Raw genomic sequence first — 23837 nt, forward strand, 5'->3', positions numbered from 1 at the left:
ACTAAAACATTATGAGTGTACAAATATGGACTTACGTTTTAGTGGGTGTGACATTTGCGCTTTACATAGGTATTGCGATCTGGTCTAGAGCGTCTTCTACTAAAGATTTTTATGTGGCTGGGGGCGGCGTTTCACCGCTTGCCAACGGTATGGCAACGGCAGCAGACTGGATGTCTGCGGCTTCTTTTATAAGTATGGCTGGTATTATAGCTTTCGCTGGTTACGACGGCTCTGTTTATCTCATGGGCTGGACGGGCGGCTATGTATTATTAGCTTTGTTGCTTGCGCCGTATTTGCGGAAATTCGGGAAGTTTACTGTGCCAGATTTTATAGGTGAACGTTATTATTCTAAGACCGCGCGTATCGTTGCTGTGTTTTGTGCTTTGCTAGTTTCGTTTACTTACGTTGCGGGACAAATGCGCGGAGTGGGAGTGGTATTCTCTAGATTTCTTGAAGTAGATATTAATACCGGTGTGATCATCGGGATGGTGATCGTTTTGTTTTACGCGGTTCTGGGCGGTATGAAAGGAATTACATATACGCAGGTCGCGCAATATTGTGTTTTGATCTTTGCATTTATGGTTCCGGCGATATTCATTTCTATTCAAATGACGGGTAATCCTGTTCCGCAGATCGGTATGGGCTCTACGTTAAGTGATGGCTCAGGTACGTATTTGTTAGACAAACTCAACGGACTTTCAACAGAATTGGGCTTCGCTGAATATACCGATGGAACCAAAAGCATTACAGATATTTTTGCGATAACTCTTGCGCTTATGGCGGGAACTGCTGGACTTCCACATGTGATCGTAAGGTTTTTTACGGTTAAGAATGTAAAAGCCGCGCGTAAATCTGCCGGTTATGCTTTGTTGCTTATCGCGATTCTTTATACAACGGCTCCGGCTGTTTCAGTTTTTGCCAAGACCAATCTTCTAGAAACTGTGAGTAATAAAGAATACAACAGTATGCCGCAATGGTTCAAGAACTGGGAGAAAACAGGTTTGCTAGAATTTGAGGATAAGAACGGCGATGGTAAGATTCAGTATTTGGCTGCAGCCAAAGAAAATGAATTAAAAGTAGATCAAGACATTATGGTACTTGCAAATCCTGAAATCGCTCAATTGCCTAGCTGGGTGATCGCATTAGTCGCAGCAGGTGGATTAGCGGCAGCATTGTCTACAGCAGCGGGATTACTGCTTGTGATCTCTTCTGCAGTCTCGCATGATTTGATCAAAAAAGTATTTAAACCAACCATCTCAGAAAAAGGAGAACTTTGGGCGGCACGAATTTCTGCAACTGTTGCAGTGGTGATCGCAGGATATTTTGGGATCAATCCGCCGGGATTTGTTGCGGCGGTTGTTGCGTTGGCATTTGGATTAGCGGCAGCTTCATTTTTTCCGGCAATTATATTGGGAGTTTTTTACAAGAAAATGAGCAAAGAAGGAGCTATCGCGGGTATGCTCGTGGGGATTTCTTTAATGCTGTTCTATATGCTGAAATTCAAATTTGGGATCTTTGATGGAGGTAAAGAAGCAGTCGCAAGTCTTAAAGATCAATGGTGGTTTGGTATTTCTCCAGAAGGTTTTGGATCTGTTGCGATGGTGGTGAATTTTGTAGTTTCGATCGTGATTAACGCATTTACACCAGCTCCGCCAGAAGAAGTTCAGGATATTGTTGAGAACATCCGTATTCCTAGCGGAGCGGGTGAAGCGTCACAACATTAGAATTTAAATCCTAATGTAAATACGATCCTGGCGTCTTCTTCACTTTTATAATACCCTAAGTTTCCTGTAAATGCTTGGAAACCGTTTATGAAAACTGAGCCGCCATAATTGCTGTGCCAAGTATTGGAATTATCGTCATCTAACCAAACTCTACCGTAATCAAAACCGGCAGTTACACCCATGCGAATAGGAACAAAATTTGTTTTAAATTTTGTGATCCCAACGCGTAGGTCGGTGGTTTGGTAGTACGCATATTTACCGTTGAAGCGTTCAAATCTATATCCTCTTAAGCTGGTGTTTCCGCCAATGGTAGCACCATGATAAAACTCGTAATTATCACCTAAAATTGCTTTACCACTCACTTTGGTCGCTAAGACAGCAAGTCCGCTTTCGTGCAATGGAAAATCAAATGAAATAAGCGGTTCTACATATCCAAACTTATTGCCGTTTCCGTCGATATTTGATTTGTAACCTGCGGTTAAGCCAAACTCCATTCCGCGTCGTATAAAAGCAAGTTGGCCGGGTTTATTTTTAAAGTTGAACCCTATTTCGCCACCAGCGTAATATTGTCTCTCAAAAAGGTTATCTGTAGCTGTAAATTGATCTCCAGTTACTCCTGTGATATCTCGGTCTAGCTCATACGATTCAAATGATGGTTTAACGTAGAAGCTGTACCCTAGATCATCTTTCCAGATCAAAGATGGTGCAAGCAACCATTGACTCACGCCCACGCGGTTGTAATCCATGTCTACGGCGTCTTCGTCGTACATTGTGTCGTTTCCTTCGCCAAAGTAGTTTATCGCATAGGTTGGTGTGGTTATTTTGGCTTGTAAGCCAAAGTTCCAATTCCTGAAGGCATGTGCAAATTCACCATAATATTCGGCTGAAAAACCTTGAGTCGCAGAGTGATATTTTACATCAATGCTGTGCTGTGCAGAGAACGGATTGTTTGTCAATCCATACGTCGTGAAAACATCTTTGATGCCCAATTGTAAGCCATCATCTGGATCAAAAGCCACGATAGGCAATACGATGTTTTGATTGCTTTTTATCTTGTTAGGATCATAGGTGTTTATCTCGTAAGAATCAGTTAACCAACTTTTGCCAACATTGTCTAATGAATTTTTCTTGCTTTTGTAGTCGTAAACCTTAGTTCTGTTTTTTGTAGCAAAATCATAGGTGTCATTATTCTCACCTCCTAGAATATTCAATCTTATGTATTTTGAACCATCGCCTTCTACATTAAAAGTGTCTTCGCCATCCAGTCCATAGATCCAGATCTCATTGGTTTCATCTTTAGAGTAGGTGTTGTCAAAAACAAGTTTCCCATCTTCATTTGTGATCTGAATTTGAGTTTTTCCTTCTGGCATTCTAGTGATAGTGAAAGTGTCATCGTTTTCAGTTCCTATTACAGTTTCAAACTTTTTTAAGAACGTGTAATATTCTTTGGCGTAAGCCGAAAGATTATCGCGTCTCGCTTTAAGATCTGCGACGATCTGTGTGATATTATCATCTTTTACATCCTGAGGAAGCGCCGCAAACGCAGTATCGATCTTAGCATCAGTAAGATTGTTCTGGATAAGTTCTGTTTGCTTTTTCCAGGTGTCCCACGAAGCAGTTTTGATCATCGCTTTGTCCAGTTTTGTGGCATAATAGTTTAGCCACTTTACACTTTTTATCTCTGGGCCATAGCTCTGCATAGGTCTAAAATCTGGCGCGCCAAATCTCAATAAACTTACGGCTACGCCATCATATTTAGGGAATGCTTGATCTCTGTCTCTCGGAATAGCTTTGTAGATCTTATCGCCATTTTCTTGCTCAAATTCTGCCCAGCGCCATTGATCATGGTGTCTGTCCCAATCGCCCAGAAGCATATCCATCAAGCGAGCACGGATGTAAACATCTTCGTCGATTTTTTTCTCTTTGTCCTCGCGTAATTCAAGCAACATGTCTGATGTGCTTATAATATCGTCAGCATTGCCAAAGGTCTCAAACTCCTTATTCTCATCGCCCACGTGCTCTTCTAACATATACAGTTTGTCGCCATAATCTTCATTGTAAATGCCTAGGTTTTTCTGCTTTGGTAAGTAGTAAAGTTTAGGGTTTGCATGGTAAATATCAACCGCCTTAAGCAAGTCGTTTACCGCAAAGGGAGCGTAAGGTTGTGCTGTGGTATAATAATCTTGAACTAGGTCTTCAGCGACGCTTTCGTTAAGATAATTATACACATAATGATCTTTTATGAACGATTGTAAAAAGCGAAGTGCACTTTTTCTGATCTCTCTCAGTGTGTATTCGTGCTCGTCTTCACCTTTAATTCTTAGTGATCTAGACTGGTGGCCGCCACCTTCGCGTATTGCAACAGGATTGCCTGGTAATGTATCAATAAACAATACAGGAACTTCTATGTCACGGCTATAAACCTCTCTGTAATGATCGCCCCAAAACCATTTGTAAACGCCGCTTTTATCAGTTTCTTCATCTGTATAGATCGATGCTTTGTATGTTGGTCCAAATTCATCTTTAGTATGATACGTTACTTCATCTTCAGAGATGCGCTGACGTTTAATTTCTCTTTCGGCGATCTTTTGTGAATTGCTGTCGTCAACTTTAAAGAACTCAACATTAGAGCCACCATCCTTATAAACCGTTAGTTTAGCAAAACCAGTTTCGGTAGAAGTAAACTCGTCATCACCGGCTTTTTTGGTTTTATTTTTTTTCGCTGTAGCGGAACCACTAATGATCTGTGGAATATCGTCATCCTTTAAAAACTGAAGGTTGCTGTCGTTACCCGAAACAAAGATCACATCCTCAAATTGACTCGCTAAAGTTTCCATGCGGCCTGCCAATTCTTGTCTGCGTTTTCCATAATATGCCTGCTCTGTAAAACCGCCCATTTTTTCAAAAGGATCCAACCGCGTTGAAGATAGAATAGGATGATGTACAGCAACGATCACCGTTTTGCCTTGTGCGTCTTTTATGTCGTCCTTAAACTCAACAAAAAACTGTTCGCGTGTTTTGATCTCGCACTTATTGTTGATATAAGGTTGCTTGTCCCAATCTTCTAGAAACCACTGAGAGTCTACCATCAGCAGCTCGATCTCGTCGCTTAATTCTTCACTTTCTAGCGCGCAGCCATCGTTAGGCCAGAAGTCAGACTCAAGATTGTCTTGTAAATACGATTCTAGATCGTCTATGTTTTCGTGTCCTTCGTAATTCCACTCATTAACGCCAGGACCATAAATGATCTGACCATTAAAATTCTCAAGTGGAGAAAGTAAATTCTTCATTAAATATTCTTCTGCGTCTTTGCGCTTGGCTTTGTCATCCTTGTCAGGAAATCCACCTTTTGGGGTGATGTTTCCCATTACGATAAGCACCGCTTCTTCATCATTTTGCGATGATTTTACGATTGCGTCAAGAACTTTCTGTGAAGTTTCGTCATTTTTATAACCGGTGTTTGCGGTAAAATAGATCTGTTTAGAAACTTCTCTGCTAGATGTTTTTTTGGCTTGAGCCAAAAGATTAGAAGTCACAAAAAGACCAATAATGACTGAAAAAATAAAGTGTTTTGAAAAACTTGAAGTGTATGTTTTTTGCATATTTGGGAGGCTGTTTTATCTCAATTCATAAAATTGTAGAAAAATCTTAAATGCTCATTCTATTTTCAAAAGTCTATAACACAGTTTTGAGAATATATTATGAACTTTTGGTTTTTGGAAGTGATAAAGAGTTACTTTAGCTTGAAATATAGGGTCATTAACTCAGTTGGTTCAGAGTGTTACCTTGACAGGGTAGAAGTCATTGGTTCGAATCCAATATGACCCACAAACCAAAAGATCCCGTTGATCAATTCAGCGGGATCTTTTGTTTTTTTTTGGCGAAAGCCAGATCAAAATATACCCAGTAATGGGTATTTACACGATGGGTTATAAAAGGTATTTTGCGATAAATATTTGACAAAGTTAGGGGGTTGTCAAATTTTAAGTTTAGAGACCTGATGCTTAAGGGAGGCATCGGGTCTTTTTATATGATGTCCAGAAGTCGTTCTAGCGCCATACCGCGCGAACCTTTAATAAGTATGTGTGCGGTGAGAAGTTTTTGAGTGATTTCTTCGGCTAGGCCAAGCTCTCTGAGTTGGTCAAAATTTTTAAAATTCGTGTTGTTTTGTGCAGTTATACTTTTCTTGAAATTTTCTCCTAAAAAGATCACTTTGTCAAAAGTGTATGAAGTTGCAAGCTGTGCGATTTTTTCATGCTCTGCGCTTGCTTCTTCGCCCAGTTCAAACATATCACCCAGAAAAAGGATCTTTGTTTCAGCTTCCAGTTGAGCAAAGTTTTTAATCGCCGCCTCCATGCTCGTAGGATTCGCATTATACGCATCCAGAATAATGGTTTGATCTTGATTCTTTATGATCTGAGACCTGTTATTAGTAGGCGTGTAATTCTCGATCGCAGCATTGATCTTGCCTATTTCAACATTAAAATACTGCCCTATACAAATCGCCGCAGCAATATTTGTGGCGTTGTATTGCCCTATGAGATTGCTCTGAATTTTGGTCTCGCCAGCGTTAACCGCAGCAAAAGGATTAGCCGGCGGATAAGTGATCTTAATGTTGCTTTTTTGGCTTTCGCCAAAAGAATAAACAGCCGTTTTCTGTGCCTTTTCAACTTGCTTAGCATCGTCACCATTAAGAAAGATCAATCCATCAGTTCTTCTCAGGTAATCATACAGTTCGCTTTTACCTTTGATCACGCCTTCTACACCACCGAAGCCTTCAAGATGCGCTTTCCCGAAGTTTGTGATGTATCCATAATCTGGTTGAGCGATCTCTGCTAACATTTTGATCTCGCCAATGTGATTTGCGCCCATTTCAACAATTCCCATTTGCGTGCTCTCATCCATCGAAAGTAAAGTGAGCGGCACACCAATGTGATTGTTGAGGTTTCCCTTTGTAGCAACAGTTTTAAAAGACTGAGAAAGTACAGCGTTTATGAGTTCTTTAGTCGTGGTTTTACCGTTGCTTCCAGTTAGCGAAATAATCGGTAACCCTAAATAGTTGCGGTGGTAGCGGGCAAGTTCTTGCAGTGCAGTAAGCACATCATTAACAAGAATTGTTTTTTCGCTTTTAGCGTAATCGCTCTCATCTACAATTGCGTATGCAGCACCTGCTTCTATAGCCTTTTCGGCAAAAAGGTTACCGTTGAAATTTTCGCCCTTGAGCGCAAAAAATAGATTGTCTTGTGAGATGTTGCGTGTGTCTGTTGAAACTCCGCTGCACTTAAGAAATATAGAATGTAAATCTGAAATACTCATAATAAAAAGAATGCCCAGGATATTCTCCTGGGCATTTAAAATTTTTAGTTGCTAAGATGCATTATTGTCTAGGAGTTTTCTTTGTCTCAGATTTTGAGCCTACCCTTGACATTGCGTTTCTAAAGCCAATATCATCTGTTGCCATTGTTTGTGGCAAATATCTTCTTTGAGCAGGGTCTAACCAGTACTCGCGATCTCTCCACGAGCCACCTTTGTAAACTCTTACTTCGTCATCAATAAGCGTTGTGCGCTTGTTAGACTTGTCGTATTCTTTGATAAGGTTGCCATTGTCGTCAATATAGTTTTTGTTCACTGGGCTATCATACATACGATCGTCGCTGCTGTCATCTGCAAAAGACTGAAAATATCTTGTAGACTCTTTATCACCATCTCTAAAGTTACGGTTGTCACTTTCAGAGAATTGTGTTCTTAAATAGGTATCGTTAGAATCTACAGCTACTTGCTTGATCTCACCAGGAAGATATCTTGCGATGATCTTACCATTTTCTAGCGTATCATAAACTGTTTCATCTGGACCAAGAACTACCACAGAACCATCATCGCCTATTGCATTTTTAGTGTAAACGTTACCACGGTAGTAGTTAAAGTCATTGAACTCATCATCTACGATAGGGCGGTAAACATCAGCAACCCATTCTGAAACGTTACCTGCCATGTCATAAAGACCATAATCATTAGGCTGGTAAGATTGTACCTGTGCTGTGATATCTGCGTTATCGTCAGACCATCCTGCGATACCACCATAATCACCATCTCCTTGTTTGAAGTTAGCTAATTGATCACCGCGAGTACGACGGTTTCCGCTACGTGTGTAAGCACCATCCCATGGATATTTCTTACGACCGCGATACACATTGTATTCTCTTAAACCTACAAGACCTAGAGCCGCATATTCCCACTCAGCTTCTGTAGGTAATCTATATTTTGTTGTTGAAAGTACACCATCTTCTGTACGAGCATACAGGTGAGATGGTTCTTGAGAAGCACCAGGATTGTTTTTGTCTGCTCTTGGTGTGTTCTGTTTTTCTATTCTTGCAGATTCTCTACCACCACGAGTTACATCATCTTGACCACCGTAAGTTAAACTTGGCGCTTGGATGTAAGTGTCAGTGTTAAAGGTAGTAGCAGCATCTACATTATATTTTGCATTTTGAGCAGTATAACCAGCATCTTCTAATAAGTGCTCGTTGTATCTGTCAGTTCTCCAAGTGCTGAATTCTACAGCTTGTACCCAGCTAACTCCTACAACAGGGTAGCGAGCGTATGCAGGGTGGCGCAAGTAGTTTTCAGTCATTGTCTCGTTAAAACCTAAGCGGTTTCTCCATACAAGAGTATCAGGAAGTGCGGACACATAAATGTTGCTGTACATCTCATCACTAGGAGGGAAAACTTTCTTTAACCAATCTAGATATTCTAGATACATAAGGTTTGTAACCTCAGTTTCGTCCATATAAAAAGATTGAACGTGTTGCTGAGTAGGAGAGTTGTTCCAGTCGTGCATTACATCGTCTTGAACGCGGCCCATTGTGAATGTTCCACCTTCAATAAATACAAGGCCAGGAGCGGCTTCTTGCCCGGCATACTTGGTGTTTGCCTGAAAGCCACCATTGGGGTCATTGATACTCCATCCTGTTGCGCGCGAAGAATTTTTATATTCATTCTTACCGCCACAAGAACTTAAGGATACTGCGATGATCCCTAAAATCAAGGCATTAAACAAGAGCTTTCTTTTCATTTTTATCAAAATTCTTTAAGCAGATTTGGGTCTGCAATATAATAATTAACGTCTAATTCTCAACAGAATATTTCTTGCGCCCATGCGGTTTAGCCTGGGTTTACTTAACGAATCAAAACTTTGTTTAGTATCAAAGTCTAAAGGTTTAGTTAAATCTTACTTTTATAATTTTAAAATTACCTTTGCGTTAAATGCTATGATGAACAAAATTACTTTATTCATTTTCTTTGTGTTGCTCTCTGTTATTGCTAGCGGACAGTCAAAGAAATTTACCATTACTTGGGGTGATAAAGTAAATGTTTCAACTTCTGAAAAACCAAATTTACTTCCCGGTTTTCAAGCTGAAAATTATTCATTTTCTTCTAAAGATGGTATAAAATTTAACGCGCAGTGGCAAGAATCTAATGTTTTGACCACTTCTGCGACCTTGCAAAACGTGCAATATGCTCCGCTAAATGACTCAGAAATAGCTGGCAGCGAACTTTTGGCGCAAAGCCAACATAATTTTTTAATGAGTAAATCTGTTGCGCGCGGTAAAGAGTTTGTGTCAATTTCGTTCTCTCCTATTATTAGAAGGAACGGTGTTTTGCAAAAAGTGACCTCCTTTACTGTAAGTTATAATAAGGGTCGAGCCCAAAATGCGACACGCAGCCTTGCGGTGACAAATTCGGTTTTGTCGAGTGGAGATTTTTACAAATTCAAGGTTGAAGAAACTGGGGTTTATAAAATTGAAGCTTCATTTTTAGCTGATCTTGGGATGAATCTTCGCAATATCAACCCAGCAAATCTTAAGATCTACGGCGATGGCGGTAGAATGTTGCCGTTGCGAAATAGAGACAACGCATTCTACGATCCGCCTGAAAATGCTATTAAAGTTGTGGACGGCGAAGATGGAAGTTTTGATAACGTTGATTATATTTTGTTCTACGCTAAAGGTTCAAAACAATTTCATGCTGAAAGTTTAACTCACGTAAACGCTTACGACGATAACACCTATTATTATATAACCGCGAGTGGCGGTGCTGGTAGAAGAATTCAAGCTATGCAGCAACCAGTGACTGGTGCCGATGTTGTGGTAAATACCTTTAATGATTACCAGTTTCATGAGGTAGATAATACAAATCTTTTGCGATTGGGGCGCAGATGGTTTGGAGAAGAATTTGGTTTTGAAAATGAGCAAACGTTTAATTTCTCATTCCCTAATCGTGTGGCGTCTTCTCCTGTAGATGTGCGCTTTTATGTGGCTGCGATCTCAGAGAGTGATTCTAATTTCTCATTGTCGCTTAACGGTTCAACTCCAGTGAGTCTCACGGTGCAAGAAATTACAGATAGCAGATTGGCGCGTGACAATGCCTACGACACATTTAGATTTAATGATCAAGGATTGCTGTGTAGCGGCGATGATATTGAAGCGTTGATACAGTTTGATAATTTGGGGAATCCTTCAGCGCAGGGTTACCTAGATTTTATTGCGCTTAGCGCGGAAAGGAATTTGCAATACGCCGGCGGTCAATTACAGTTTCACAAAAATGATCTGCCGCAAACAGGCGTGGCAGAATATTTAATAAGTAATGCTTCGGCGGTTACAGAAGTTTGGGATGTTTCAGATTTTCAGAATATCACTTTCGTGGAAAATACTGAAAACGCAGCGCAACTTACCTTTAAGGCGAGTTTAGGTTCTGATAAGAAGTTTGTGGCTTTGGACGGTGCAGATTTCTTTTCGCCACAGCGAACAAATGAAAATGCAAGAGTTGCAAATCAAAACCTCAAAGGTGAAATGTTTGCAGGTTTGTATGGTGCTCAAGGGCCAGATTATATTATTGTTTCTCCAGATTTTTTAATTCCGCAGGCGCAGCGACTTGCTCAGCACAATCGTGACTATCGTGATCTTAAAGTAGCCGTTGTAAGTCTTGAAGATATTTATGCTGAATTTTCTACCGGTAGAAAAGACATCGGTGCGATTCGCAATTTTGTGAATTACGTTTATACTAATGGAAGTGGATTAAAATATCTGTGTCTCTTTGGCGATACGTCTATAGATTATAAGGACAGGATAAGCGGGAACAATAATATTGTGCCCACGTTTAACACCTATGATAGTTTTGCGCAGACCACTTCTTATATGAGTGATGATTATTTTGGGGCGCTAGATCCAGATGAAGGTGTGATTGAAAATGCGAGTCCGGCGGGAAGTGGAGGTAGTGATAAACTTGATCTTGCCGTAGGCCGAATTCTAGCAGATTCTCCGCAATTAGCACAAGTTGTGGTTGATAAGATCATCAATTATGATGCGCGCGCATCGTATGGCAGATGGCATAATAATTTTGTGTTAGTCTCAGATGATGTTGATCAATCGTGGGAATTCACTCGGTTAGAATCTACGCTTGATGCGCTGGGTGATGAAATACAGCAAGAAAAGCCTTTTATCAATGTTATAAAGATTCACAGCGATAGTTATGAGCAGCAAGCTTCTGCTGGAGGTGAGCGATATCCTCAAGTAAATGATGCGATTTCTGATGCGCTTGAGGCGGGTGCACTTGTGATGAATTATTTGGGACATGGCGGTGAGGATAATTTGGCTAGCGAGGTGATCTTTACTAGAGAAAATGCTAAAAACCTAAAAAACGGTGAGCGTCTTCCTGTGATAGTCACCGTTACATGCGAGTTTACGCGTTTTGATAATCCTACGCATCCGGCGGCGGGTGAAGATCTTTTTTGGAATGCTGAAGGTGGGGCAGTAGGTCTTGTGGCAACAACGAGAGAAATTTTTGTTCAGCTGGGCGTGACCTTCAATCAAGATCTTGCTGCAAATCTTTTTTCTTACGGAACTAACGAGATTAAAAGCGTTGCAGAAAACCTTAGAGAGACAAAAAACGGAATTTCTGATGAGCTGCGTCGTGTGATATTTTACATTGGTGATCCTGCGATGGAGTTGGCTTTCGCCGAGCCGAACATCCGACTGACAGCAATAAATGATGTTCCTTTAACGCAAGCGGTAGATACGCTTAAAGCGTTGGGTCGTGTAAAAATGAGCGGTGAAGTTGTAACACCGTCAGGGCAATTGATCAATGATTATAATGGGAAACTCAGCGCGACTGTTTTTGATAAATTTCTAGATAGACAGACCTTGGGTAATGATGGCGTAAGAGATAGTAACGGTAATCTGCTAATTCTCGATTTTAAAGAGTTGGGTAATGTGCTTTATAACGGTCAGGCATCTGTAGAGAATGGTTTGTTTGATTTTGAATTTGTGGTGCCTCGTGATGCGCAAATCCCTGTGGGCAAAGGGCGTGTTAGTTTTTACGCTGAGCGCGAAAACATCTTAGAAGATAAAGGCGGGTATAATATGGATATCTTAGTAGGAGGTTTAAATGAAAATGCGCCAGAAGATAATGAAGGCCCTTTGATACAATTATACATGAACGATGAAAGTTTTGTGAATGGCGGTATCACAAACTCTTCTCCTTTTCTTTTAGCTAAACTAGAAGACGAAAACGGGATCAACACCGCTGGCGGAATAGGTCATGATCTTATTGCGATTCTTGATGGTGATGAAGAAAACCCAATCATTCTTAATGATTTTTATGAAAGCGACGAAGATAATTTTACGTTAGGGCAAATTCTGCGTAAGCTTAGAGATCTAGAACCCGGTCTTCATACGATCACTGTGCGAGCGTGGGATACCTACAATAATTCCTCAACGGCAGATATTCAATTTGTGGTTGTGGGTGATGAGGATATGAAGTTAGAACACGTGATTAATTACCCTAATCCATTTGTGAATTATACAGAGTTTTGGTTTAACCATAATAGACCTTTTGAGCCGTTAGAAGTCCAAGTGCAGATTTTTACCGTAAGTGGTAAAGTAGTGAAGACTATAAATCAAACAATAACGAGTTCTGGATTTTTGTCTCGAGATATAACTTGGGATGGTCGGGATGATTTTGGGCAAAAAATAGGAAAAGGCGTGTATGTGTATAAGATTACAGTTAAATCTACGTTAACGAATAAGCAGGTGGAAAAAATTGAAAAACTCGTAATCCTGTAAGCTTTTAAATATATATTTGTCATATAACCATCTTACTGTCATGAGAAAACTACTACTTTCGTTAGTACTTGCAGCTCCGTTACTTACTCAAAACTTACAAGCTCAGGATGATCAGAATAGAGTGATTACTACTGGTGTTCCTTTCTTGCTTATCGCTGCAGACGCTCGCGCTGCTGGTATGGGTGATCAAGGTATTGCTACCGGGGCAGACGCCTTTTCACAACAGTGGAACCCCGCAAAATATGCTTTTATTGAGCAGTCTCAAGGTGTAGGTGTGACGTACACTCCTTATTTATCAAAGCTTGTTGATGATATTTTCTTAGGGCAAGTGGTTTACCATAATAGAATAGATGATCGTTCTGCTTTTGCAGCAAGTTTGAGATATTTTAATCTTGGCGATATTGAGGCGATTCTTAATTCTAATCCTTCGCAGGCAGAGTTAGAGAATCCGCTTTTATTGCGTCCCAATGAATTTACATTAGACCTATCGTATGCTATACGCTTGAGTCCGCAGTTTTCTCTGGCTGTCGCCGGAAGGTATTTGCGTAGTGACTTGAAGCTTCAGGTAAGTGATGAAGATGCGAGTGCGGCAAATACTATAGGTGTAGATATTGCAGGTTATTTTCAATCAGAGCAGGTTTCTTATGATTCTTTTGATGGTCGTTGGAAGGCAGGATTCAATATTTCAAACATAGGTCCGAAATTTAAATACGACGAAGCAGGACAGGAGAACTTCTTGCCAACCAAGCTAGGAGTTGCTGGTGGATTTGATTTTATTCTTGATAGCTATAATACAATAGGAGTAGGGCTAGAGTTTAATAAACTGCTTGTGCCAACACCTCAGGATTATGATGGCGATGGTGATATTGATGCAGAAGATGCGCAGGCGTATAATGACATAGGTTTTCTTGAAGGAATGTTTAAATCCTTTGGCGATGCGCCAGATGGCTTCGGTGAAGAAATTAAAGAGGTGACCTGGTCGCTGGGTGCAGAGTATGCTTATGATAATGTATTCTTTTTAAGAACAGGATACTTTAATGAGAGTAACGATAAAGGAAGTCGCAAGTTTGCAACCTTGGGTCTGGGTTTTGAATACTCATCAATAGGTATAGATGTTTCTTATCTTTTCTCAACTTCAAATGTGAGAAATCCGCTTGAAAATACACTTCGCTTTGGTCTTACCTTTAACTTTGGCAACGAGTACCAAGAATATTAATGCATGAAAAAAATTAAGATCGAGTCGCAACTGGAGGTTTATGATGATCTGTCTGAACTTTCAGAAGATGTGCGCTCGTTGATGCAAGCTGCTGTTGAAGCTCGCAATGTTGCTTATGCGCCATACTCAGAATTTCACGTAGGCGCGGCTATTCTTTTGGCTAACGGCCAAATAATAAAAGGGAATAATCAGGAGAACGCTTCTTATCCTTCTGGTTTGTGCGCAGAGCGAACGGCAATTTACTATGCAGGAGCAAATTTTCCGGGAGTTGAAATTGTTGAGATCGCTATTTCGGCGAAAGCCAAAAACAAAGAAACAATAGAGCCAATTCCTCCTTGCGGAGCGTGCCGTCAAGCCATCGCAGAATACGAAGTGAAGCAAAATAGCCCGATCGCACTTTATTTTATGGGTGAAAAAGGTAAAATCGTAAAAAGCGATTCGCTCGAAAACCTACTGCCGCTACTGTTTACCCAAGATTATTTATAAGTACTTCTTCTTAAGGAATAATTTTAAGAAAGGTTTTTATTATTCCTTTATGATATACTATTTTTGTTCCTCGTGTTTTTTAGGGCCTAGACCCTGTCACAAACATTAATTTTTGATGAAAGAAATAACCCAGGAAACGTACCTTAATTGGTATGAAGAAATGTTGTTTTGGCGCAAGTTTGAAGACAAGTTAGCGCAGGTTTATATACAACAAAAGGTAAGAGGATTTCTACACCTTTACAATGGTCAAGAAGCGATACTTGCAGGAGCACTGCACGCAATGGACCTTAGTAAAGATAAGATGATCACGGCTTACCGTAACCACGTTCAACCTATAGGTATGGGTGTAGACCCTAAGCGTGTAATGGCAGAGCTTTATGGTAAGAAAACCGGTACTTCAATGGGTATGGGTGGTTCTATGCACATATTCTCTAAAGAAAAAGGATTTTACGGAGGGCACGGTATCGTAGGTGGTCAAATTCCACTAGGTGCTGGTATTGCTTTTGCAGACAAGTACTTCAAGAGAGATGGAGTTACTCTTACTTTCTTTGGTGATGGTGCTGCTCGTCAAGGTTCTTTGCATGAGTCGTTCAACCTTGCGATGCTTTGGAAACTTCCTGTGGTATTTTGTGTAGAAAATAACGGTTATGCGATGGGAACATCTGTTAAGCGTTCTGCAAACCATGAAGATATCTGGAAGTTAGGTTTAGGTTATGAGATGCCTTGTGGTCCTGTAGATGCTATGAACCCTGTTGCTGTGGCAGAAGCTTTTGATGAAGCGATCGCTCGTGCACGTCGTGGTGATGGTCCTACATTCCTTGAGCTTAAAACGTATCGTTACCGTGGTCACTCTATGAGTGATGCACAGCATTACCGTACAAAAGAAGAGGTTCAAGAATACCAAAAAATAGATCCGATCACTCAAGTAAAAGACATTCTTCTAGAGAAAGGTTTTGCTACTGAGGACGAAATAAAAGAAATAGATAAGCGCGTAAAAAGTCGTGTGGCTGAGTGTGAGAAATTTGCTGAAGAAAGCGAATGGCCAGAAAAACAACAGCTATACGATGTAGTTTACGAGCAAGAAGATTATCCATTTTTACCACATAAACCTGAATAAACATGGCAGAAGTAATTAAAATGCCCCGCCTTAGCGATACGATGGAAGAAGGAACTGTAGCCTCTTGGTTAAAACAAGTAGGAGACAGCGTTTCAGAAGGAGACATCCTTGCAGAGATTGAGACAGATAAGGCGACTATGGAGTTTGAATCCTTCTACGAAGGGACGCTGCTTCATATTGGGATTCAGGAAGGTGAGACTGCAAATGTAGATGCATTGCTTGCGATCATCGGTGAAGAAGGAGAAGATATCTCTGGATTGCTAGATGGAAGCGCAGCAAGCGGTGAGGATAATAAAGATGAGGCTTCCGCCAAAGAAGAGCAAACAGAAGAAAATGAAACTGAAGAAGCTGAGGCTTCTGAAGCATCTTCTGATGATGCATCTGGCGACGCTGAAATTCCAGAAGGAGTTGAAGTGGTAAAAATGCCACGTCTTAGTGATACAATGGAAGAAGGAACTGTTGCATCTTGGTTAAAGCAAGAAGGCGATAAAGTTTCTGAAGGTGATATTCTTGCAGAGATCGAGACAGATAAAGCTACAATGGAGTTTGAGTCTTTCTATGCAGGGACTTTACTTCATATAGGTATAGCAGAAGGCGAAAGCGCAAAAGTAGACGCGCTTCTTGCAATTCTAGGTCCAGAAGGAACTGATGTTTCAGCAGTAGTTGCGAACTTCAAGTCTGGTGGTGGCGAGAAAAAAGCTGCTCCTAAAAAAGAAGAAAAGAAAGAAGCTGCACCAGCACCTAAGAAAGAAGAGAAAAAAGAGGTTGCAAAACCAGCACAGGAAAAACCTGAGGCAAAATCTTCTTCAGATGCTCGTGTATTTGTTTCTCCACTTGCTAAGAAATTAGCAGAAGAAAAGGGGATAAATCTTTCTCAAGTTAAAGGTTCTGGTGATCACGGTCGTATCGTGAAATCTGATATTGAGAATTTCGTACCTGGTACAGGTGGTGGCGCACAACCTTTCGTGGCAACGGGAGAAGAGAGCTACGATGAGGTTAACAATAGCCAGATGCGTAAGGCTATCGCAAAATCGCTAGGCAAGAGCAAATTTACTGCACCGCACTACTACTTAAACGTAGAGCTAGATATGGAAAACTTCATGGCTTTCCGTAAGCAGTATAATCAATTGCCAGATACTAAGATCTCATTTAACGATATGATGATCAAGGCGGTTTCGCTTGCGCTAAAAAAACACCCACAGGTTAACTCACAGTGGTTTGATGATAAGATGAGATTAAATCATCATGTGCATATGGGTGTTGCAGTTGCTGTGCCTGATGGTCTTGTTGTGCCAGTTGTACAATTTGCTAATGAGAAATCTTTACAGCAGATCAACGCTGAGGTTAAAGAACTAGCAGGTAAAGCACGTAATAAGAAACTTAAACCAGAAGAAATGCAAGGTAGTACCTTCACGATTTCTAACCTTGGTATGTTTGGTATTACACAGTTTACATCTATTATAAATCAACCTAACTCTGCAATTCTTTCCGTAGGTTCTATTATTGAGAAACCAGTTGTTAAGAATGGTCAGATCGTTGTAGGTAACACAATGACATTGTCATTAGCTTGTGACCATAGAACTGTAGATGGAGCAACAGGAGCAGAGTTCCTGCAAACGCTTAAAAACTATGTTGAGAATCCTGTGCTAATGCTTGCATAAGATTTGTAACAATCTAATAATACGAATCCCACCATACAGGTGGGATTTTTTTTATCTTTAAAACCATGAAAAAACTAGCTTTTATATTAGGATCAGCATTCTTAGTAGCGTGCGGTTCTGGAGAAAATAAAACAACCGAGTCTACCGGTGATGAGCAAAATACGCAGGCAACTGCCTCAGAAGAATATGTAATTGAGCCAGCAGCGGTAGAAAAACATCTAGCGTTTCTTGCGTCAGATGAGATGCAAGGTAGAAATACAGGTTCTGAGCAAATCGCAAAAGCTGCAGATTATATTGCGGACCAATTTAAATTAGTAGGAATTAAACCATATTTTGAAACTTACAGAGACGATTTTGATGCAAAGGGAACTGCGGCATTTAATGTTGTTGGAGTGCTTCCGGGTAACGATCCTGAGCTTAAGGATGAGTATGTTATCGTTGGTGCGCATTACGATCACATCGGTACTGCTAAAGAAGTAGATGGAGATACCATCGCAAATGGAGCAAACGACAATGCATCAGGAACTACAACGGTTATTGAGCTGGCAAAACATTTCGCTGCAGCGAAAACAAATAAGAGATCAATAATATTCGCATTATTCTCTGCCGAGGAAAAAGGTCTTCTAGGTTCAGCACACCTCGCTGAAAAACTGAAAGCTGAAAATCTTGATCTTTATGTGATGTTCAATATCGAGATGGTGGGTGTGCCGATGCTTGATAAGGAGTATTTGATGTACATTACCGGTTATGAAATGAGCAACCTTGCAGATGTTTTTAACGGTTATTGTGGTAAAGATGTTATAGGATTCTTGCCGCAGGCAAAGGAGTTTAATCTCTTTAATCGCAGTGATAATGCGCCGTTTTATGCGCAGTTTGATGTAGCAGCACAAACGGTTTCTACCTTTGATTTTACAAATTTTGATCATTATCACGGCGCAGATGACGAGGCAGATAAAATGGATCCTGTGCACATGGCAAATGTTGCAAATAGCTTGATTCCTGGGCTTGATGGTCTAGTGAATTCTCAAGAAAAGACAGTGATGATCAATGTGCAGTAAGAATATTGTAATTACCGGCACAAGCCGTGGTATAGGTTTTCAGTTGGCGCAAGTTTTTGCAAAGGCTGGTCATAAAGTCTTAGCGCTTTCGCGAAATGAAATGCCATTAAAGTCATTGGGTATTTCTGATATCACTGCGTTGTCTTGTGATCTTTCTTCAGAAGTAGATTTGGCGGAAGCCAAAAAGCATTTAGAAAAAATGGAAGTTGTGGATATTTTAATTCACAATGCCGGAGCTTTAGTAAATAAGCCATTTGAAAAATTGACCACAGAAGATTTTGAGAATGTCTATGCGGTAAATGTATTTGGAGTTGCTAGGTTGACACAATTGGTTTTACCTTTTATGAAAAATGGCGCTCATGTTCTTGGGATCAATTCTATGGGCGGCGTGCAAGGCACGATGAAATTTCCAGGCTTGGCTGCATACAGCAGTAGTAAAGGTGCACTCACCATACTTTTTGAGCTTCTCGCCGAAGAGTATAAAGAGCGTGAGATCGCATTTAATACTTTAGCACTGGGAGCTGTGCAAACAGAGATGTTAGAAGAAGCATTCCCGGGGTATGAAGCGCCGGTTAAGCCTGATGAAATGGCTGATTATATTTATGATTTCGCTTTAAAAGGAGCTAAATTCCATAACGGAAAAACAATTCAGGTTTCGGCGACAACGCCTTAGTATGCAAGAAATACTAGAGAAGTACATACCTAAGCAAAGTGTGATTCCTGTCTTTGAATTGATAAAGGCGCTTAATGTGCATTTAAAGATCGTGGATGAACGTGTGACGCGACATGGCGATTATAGACGTTTGCCAGATGGTACGCATCAGATCACAGTGAATACAAACCTTAATAAATACAGGTTTCTCATTACTTTGATTCATGAAATTGCGCATCTCGTTGCTTTTAAAAAATATGGGCGTAGTATAAAACCGCATGGTCAGGAATGGAAACATACGTTTCAACAAATGATGTTGCCATTTATACGACCAGAGATTTTTCCTAACAGGTTGTTGCCGTTGATCGCTCAGCACTTTAAGAATCCAAAAGCGAGTAGCGATACAGATGCACGACTAAGTGTTGCTCTTAAAGAGTACGACCCAGAGAATGATAAAAACTATATATTTGAAATTCCTGAAGGTTCTAAATTCAGGATCTATAATGGTAAAGTGTATAGAAAAGGCAAACGACGCATAAAGCGATACGAGTGTCTTGAACTTGCAACGGGAAGGATATATCTTTTTCAACCCAACGCAGAAGTAGAATTGATTAACTAGCAAACAACAATATGAGTAGTAATAAGAATTTTTATGCCGTTATCATGGCCGGTGGTGTAGGGTCAAGATTTTGGCCTTTGAGCACGCAAGAAAATCCAAAGCAATTTCATGATATTCTTGGTGCGGGAGAAACTTTGATTCAGAAGACATTCAGTCGTATTGCTAAGATCGTTCCTCAAGAAAACATTCTTATACTCACAAATGAGCGCTATAAAGGGCTTGTGAATGAGCAGTTGCCTGTGGTCTCAGACGAAAATATCGTTCTTGAACCTGCTATGCGCAACACAGCACCGTGTATTTTGCTGGCGGCACTTAAGATCAAGAAACAAAACCCTAACGCTGCGATGATCGTAGCGCCTAGTGATCACTGGATTCAGGATGAGGCGGCTTTCGCCAAAAACCTTACTCAGGCATTTCAATATTGCTTAGAACAGAAAAAGGAAGGTTCTCAAGATGGATTGCTAGTGACATTAGGTATAAAACCAACTTTTCCTCATACGGGATATGGTTATATAGAATACAATTCCGCGGAAGCGACATTAAAACCTGTATCTGCTTTTAAAGAAAAACCAGATTTTGAAACAGCTAAAAAATTCTTAGATCAAGGTAATTTTCTTTGGAATGCCGGGATCTTTATCTGGGGTGTTGAAGCGATCGCAAATGCTTTTGAGAAATATTTGCCAGAGATGTATGCTATTCTTTCTCAAAATATCGATGCGCTTAATACAGGTAAGGAACAAGCCTTTGTTGATGAGTTTTATCCTACTGTAGAAGATATAAGTATTGATTATGGTATTCTTGAAAAAAGTGAAAATGTGGGTGTGATCCCTGCGCTTTTTGACTGGAATGATCTTGGCGCTTGGGGTGCTCTTTATGATAATCTTGAAAAGAACCAAGAGGGTAATGCGGTGGTGAATGCTAATGTAATTGCTAAACATAGCGGTGGTAACTTGATCCGTACAGGTGAAGGTAAGATCGTGGTTGTAGAAGGGCTTAATGATTTTATTATAGTAGATAAAGATGATGTACTTTTAATCATGCCAAAAAGCCAAGAGCAGCGTGTTAAAGAAATGCGAGGTCTAGTGAAAGAGAAATTTGGCGATGATCTTGTATGATAAATTCTCCAGAAGAAAATAAAGATTTAAAGACTCAAAATACAGCCGAGTCTGACGCGAAAGAGAATATAGGTAAGGACGCTAAGAGTCTTTGGCAAAATGTGAAGACCTTTCTTAGTGAGCTGCTAGATATTCGTAGTGATACAGATCGCGACAGTACTATTGAGGCAGTAAGAAAGGATATTCCTTTTAAAGGGCATAATGCATGGATCCTTATATTTTCGATCTTCGTTGCGTCTATAGGTTTAAATGTTAGTAGCACGGCTGTGGTGATAGGAGCGATGCTTATATCTCCTTTAATGGGGCCTATCGTTGGTGTTGGTCTTTCTGTTGCGATTAACGATCTAGATACACTTAAGCGATCTCTGGTGAACCTTGGGATCATGGTGGTTCTTAGTGTGACAACGGCTTTTATTTATTTTAAAATTTCACCGCTTACTGAGCTTACTCCAGAACTTGAAGCAAGAACTTATCCCACAATTCTTGATGTTGCGATAGCGATTTTTGGTGGTTTGGCACTTATTGTTGCAAAGACTAAAAAAGGAACCATTGCTAGTGTAATCTTTGGTGTAGCAATTGCTACAGCTTTGATGCCGCCGTTATGTACTGTAGGCTACGGTTTGGCAGTTGGTAGCGGAGAATATGCTACTGGAGCGTTTTATCTTTTTTCTATTAATGCAGTTTTTATAGCGCTTTCTACATTTCTGGTTGCTAAGCTTTTGGGCTTCCCAATGGTGAAATATGCAAACAGCAAACGTCGCCGGTTTATCGCGCAAGTTGCCTCTGGTGTTGCGATTGTCGTGATCGTGCCTAGTGTGATCTTGTTCTGGAGGTTATTGCAAGAACAGGTTTTTGTGAAGAATACTAAGACTTTCGTCGAAAACACTATACGTTATGAAGGTACTGAAGTGATAAAATTTGATCAAGACTATAAAGATAAATCCGTGAATATTTATCTCATAGGAAATTTAGTGCCTAAATCTGAGATCAATAAATGGATGTCTGATCTTAAAGAGAATGAAAAACTCGCTGACGTCAACCTAAAAATTCATCAAGGATCTGATCAATCTAGTCAACTAGCAGAACAATTGAGTAGTAGCGTAAAATCTGGAATTCTAGAAGATCTGTATGTGAACAATCAACAAGCGCTGGCAGATAAGAATACTCAAATACAACTGCTAGAAGACGAGATTAATAAACTGCGTTCTTCCTTAATTCCTTTTCAAAATCTAAGTCAGGAGGTTCAGGTAAATTATGAGGATCTTGAGAGCTTCGGATATGCAAATACGATTTCTACAGACTTTGCAAAGACAGATACCATTCCCACTTTTGTAGTGAGTTGGAAGGATGGCCTTTCGGCGAAAGCCAAACAAGAACAAGAAGCAAAACTTACAAAATGGCTGAAAATAAAATATCAGCTAGACACGTTGAGGATCGCTAGAAATTAATTGTGCTCCTCGTTAAGCGCCTTGCGTACGCGCTTAAATAGGTCTGAGGAATACACAAAATCTGTGACATTCTTATTGTCAGTTTTAAAGATCTCATCTTTTGAGCCTTCCCATTCTAAATATCCTTTTTGAAGGTAAACGATCTTTTCACCTATTTCCATCACAGAGTTCATATCGTGTGTGTTGATTATGGTGGTGATGTCGTATTCTTTTGTGAGTTCTTGAACAAGGTTGTCAATTACCGTGGCTGTACGCGGATCAAGCCCTGAGTTAGGTTCATCACAAAAAAGATATTTTGGTCTGTTAACTATAGACCTCGCAATGGCAACACGCTTCTGCATACCACCAGAAATTTCTGAAGGCAATTTCTTATTCGCATTGATAAGATTTACACGTTCTATCACTTCGTTTGCGCGATCGCGGCGTTCAGACTTTGGCATTTTTGAGAACATTCGCAATGGGAACATTACATTTTCTTCTACCGTCATGCTGTCAAACAAAGCGCTCCCTTGAAACACCATGCCCATTTGTTCTCTAAGATGACGTTGTTCTTCATCCTCAAGTTCAGAGTATGGGTTGCCATCATAAATTATTCGGCCTTCTGTGGGTTTAAAAAGCCCTAGAAGACATTTAAGAAATACCGTCTTACCCGATCCACTCTGACCGATGATGAGATTGGTTTTTCCTTTTTCAAAAGTTGTTGTGATCCCTTTAAGGATCATCTCTTCCCCAAAACTTTTCTTTAAATTCTGTACCTCTATCATTAGCTCAACAGTAATTGGGTTATAATGTAATTTGCGATGATGATCACCACACTGGTCCACACAAATGAAGTTGTACTTGCTTTACCTACTTCTAGCGCTCCACCCTTCATATAATATCCTTGATAAGATGGTATGGTTGCCAAGATCATTGCAAATATGAATGTCTTTATAAATGCGTAAACTAATTGGAATGGTATAAAACTATCCTGTAAACCGGCGATAAATTGGTCAGAACTAGCAAAACCGCCATAAACGCCAGCCATGTAACCGCCCACAATACCTAAGAACATTGCAATAATGATCACAAAAGGATAAAAAAGCATGGCGATGATCTTTGGGAAAACCAGATAATTAAGCGAGTTAATACCCATGACCTCTAGCGCATCAATTTGCTCTGTAACACGCATCGTCCCGATGCTAGATGTGATGTAAGAGCCTACTTTACCAGCGATAATTATACTCATAAAGGTAGGAGCAAACTCAAGAATGATACTTTGCCTTGCGGCGAAACCTATTAGAGATTTTGGGATAAGTGGATTATCCATGTTCAGCGCGGTCTGGATGCTCACCACACCACCCACAAAAAAAGATATAAATGAAACAATGCCTAATGAATCTATGATCAGGTCATTAATCTCTTTTAATATCAATTCACGCAATACAGATGTCTTGGTAAATTTTACAAAAACCCCCTTTAACATGAGGAAATATTCACCAATAGACCTTAAGTACATCATAGCAGATTAATTCAGGTTTAAAAATAGCAAAAATACATATGGCGACTAATCAACATTTCCTTAATCTTTTCGGAATACATCTTGTAAATTTAAACCCGAATTATAAACCGATTTACTTAA

General features: G+C 40.2%; 16 protein-coding genes and 1 tRNA gene. 12 read left to right on the plus strand and 5 right to left on the minus strand.

What is annotated here, in order from left to right; translation table 11 throughout:
* The first annotated feature begins 11 nt into the window (after positions 1-11).
* Entirely contained in the window at positions 12-1724 is a 1713-nt protein-coding gene (locus ACZ5L8_RS00595) for a sodium:solute symporter family protein (RefSeq protein WP_464438992.1), read from the plus strand.
* Here the strand turns inward: ACZ5L8_RS00595 and ACZ5L8_RS00600 are convergent.
* The gene (locus ACZ5L8_RS00600; RefSeq protein WP_464438994.1) at positions 1721-5326 is read right to left on the minus strand and encodes a BamA/TamA family outer membrane protein; all 3606 of its coding nucleotides are present in this window, start codon (positions 5324-5326) and stop codon (positions 1721-1723) included. The two genes, ACZ5L8_RS00595 and ACZ5L8_RS00600, sit on opposite strands and share 4 nt — an antisense overlap.
* A 151-nt stretch (positions 5327-5477) precedes the next feature.
* On the opposite strand from ACZ5L8_RS00600, the gene ACZ5L8_RS00605 reads away from it, so the two are divergent.
* Positions 5478-5552: transfer RNA gene (locus ACZ5L8_RS00605), tRNA-Val, on the plus strand.
* 198 nt (positions 5553-5750) lie between these two features.
* Here the strand turns inward: ACZ5L8_RS00605 and ACZ5L8_RS00610 are convergent.
* On the minus strand, positions 5751-7040 hold the full coding sequence (locus tag ACZ5L8_RS00610) for a UDP-N-acetylmuramoyl-tripeptide--D-alanyl-D-alanine ligase (protein ID WP_464438995.1): 1290 nt from the start codon (positions 7038-7040) through the stop codon (positions 5751-5753).
* Positions 7041-7101: 61 nt separating this feature from the next.
* Positions 7102-8796 (minus strand): gliding motility lipoprotein GldJ, encoded by a 1695-nt coding sequence (gene gldJ / locus ACZ5L8_RS00615; protein WP_464438996.1) that lies wholly within the window; start codon positions 8794-8796, stop codon positions 7102-7104.
* A 199-nt stretch (positions 8797-8995) separates the two neighbouring features.
* Between gldJ and porU the strand changes: the two genes are divergently transcribed.
* From porU to ACZ5L8_RS00665, 10 genes are all read left to right on the plus strand, one after another.
* Positions 8996-12844: a type IX secretion system sortase PorU gene (gene porU / locus ACZ5L8_RS00620; RefSeq protein WP_464438997.1), complete on the plus strand. Its 3849-nt coding sequence runs from the start codon at positions 8996-8998 to the stop codon at positions 12842-12844.
* 40 nt (positions 12845-12884) lie between these two features.
* Entirely contained in the window at positions 12885-14060 is a 1176-nt protein-coding gene (porV, locus tag ACZ5L8_RS00625; protein ID WP_462599411.1) for a type IX secretion system outer membrane channel protein PorV, read from the plus strand.
* 3 nt (positions 14061-14063) lie between these two features.
* Positions 14064-14546 carry a cytidine deaminase gene (gene cdd, locus ACZ5L8_RS00630; protein WP_464438998.1) on the plus strand — a complete coding sequence of 161 codons (483 nt, stop codon included), beginning with the start codon at positions 14064-14066 and terminating at the stop codon, positions 14544-14546.
* Positions 14547-14661: 115 nt separating this feature from the next.
* Positions 14662-15663 carry a pyruvate dehydrogenase (acetyl-transferring) E1 component subunit alpha gene (gene pdhA, locus ACZ5L8_RS00635; protein WP_464438999.1) on the plus strand — a complete coding sequence of 334 codons (1002 nt, stop codon included), beginning with the start codon at positions 14662-14664 and terminating at the stop codon, positions 15661-15663.
* Between the two features lie 2 nt (positions 15664-15665).
* Positions 15666-17324: a pyruvate dehydrogenase complex dihydrolipoamide acetyltransferase gene (locus ACZ5L8_RS00640; RefSeq protein ID WP_464439001.1), complete on the plus strand. Its 1659-nt coding sequence runs from the start codon at positions 15666-15668 to the stop codon at positions 17322-17324.
* Positions 17325-17389: 65 nt separating this feature from the next.
* A complete protein-coding gene (locus tag ACZ5L8_RS00645; protein ID WP_464439002.1) occupies positions 17390-18382 on the plus strand; it encodes a M20/M25/M40 family metallo-hydrolase in 993 nt (330 codons plus the stop codon).
* Positions 18372-19055 (plus strand): SDR family NAD(P)-dependent oxidoreductase, encoded by a 684-nt coding sequence (locus ACZ5L8_RS00650; protein ID WP_464439003.1) that lies wholly within the window; start codon positions 18372-18374, stop codon positions 19053-19055. Before ACZ5L8_RS00645 ends, ACZ5L8_RS00650 begins: the two co-directional genes overlap by 11 nt.
* Position 19056: 1 nt before the next feature.
* Positions 19057-19653, plus strand: a complete 597-nt coding sequence (locus ACZ5L8_RS00655; protein WP_462599405.1) for a SprT-like domain-containing protein — start codon at positions 19057-19059, stop codon at positions 19651-19653.
* Between the two features lie 11 nt (positions 19654-19664).
* On the plus strand, positions 19665-20768 hold the full coding sequence (locus tag ACZ5L8_RS00660; protein WP_464439004.1) for a mannose-1-phosphate guanylyltransferase: 1104 nt from the start codon (positions 19665-19667) through the stop codon (positions 20766-20768).
* Positions 20765-22216, plus strand: a complete 1452-nt coding sequence (locus tag ACZ5L8_RS00665) for a DUF389 domain-containing protein (RefSeq protein ID WP_464439005.1) — start codon at positions 20765-20767, stop codon at positions 22214-22216. Before ACZ5L8_RS00660 ends, ACZ5L8_RS00665 begins: the two co-directional genes overlap by 4 nt.
* On the opposite strand, the gene ACZ5L8_RS00670 is transcribed toward ACZ5L8_RS00665, so the two are convergent.
* Positions 22213-22980 carry an ABC transporter ATP-binding protein gene (locus tag ACZ5L8_RS00670; protein ID WP_464439006.1) on the minus strand — a complete coding sequence of 256 codons (768 nt, stop codon included), beginning with the start codon at positions 22978-22980 and terminating at the stop codon, positions 22213-22215. The two genes, ACZ5L8_RS00665 and ACZ5L8_RS00670, sit on opposite strands and share 4 nt — an antisense overlap.
* A complete protein-coding gene (locus ACZ5L8_RS00675) occupies positions 22980-23717 on the minus strand; it encodes an MlaE family ABC transporter permease (protein ID WP_462599401.1) in 738 nt (245 codons plus the stop codon). The genes ACZ5L8_RS00670 and ACZ5L8_RS00675 overlap by 1 nt, the downstream gene beginning before the upstream one ends.
* Positions 23718-23837 lie beyond the last annotated feature (120 nt).

The organism is Leeuwenhoekiella obamensis, assembly GCF_055391795.1.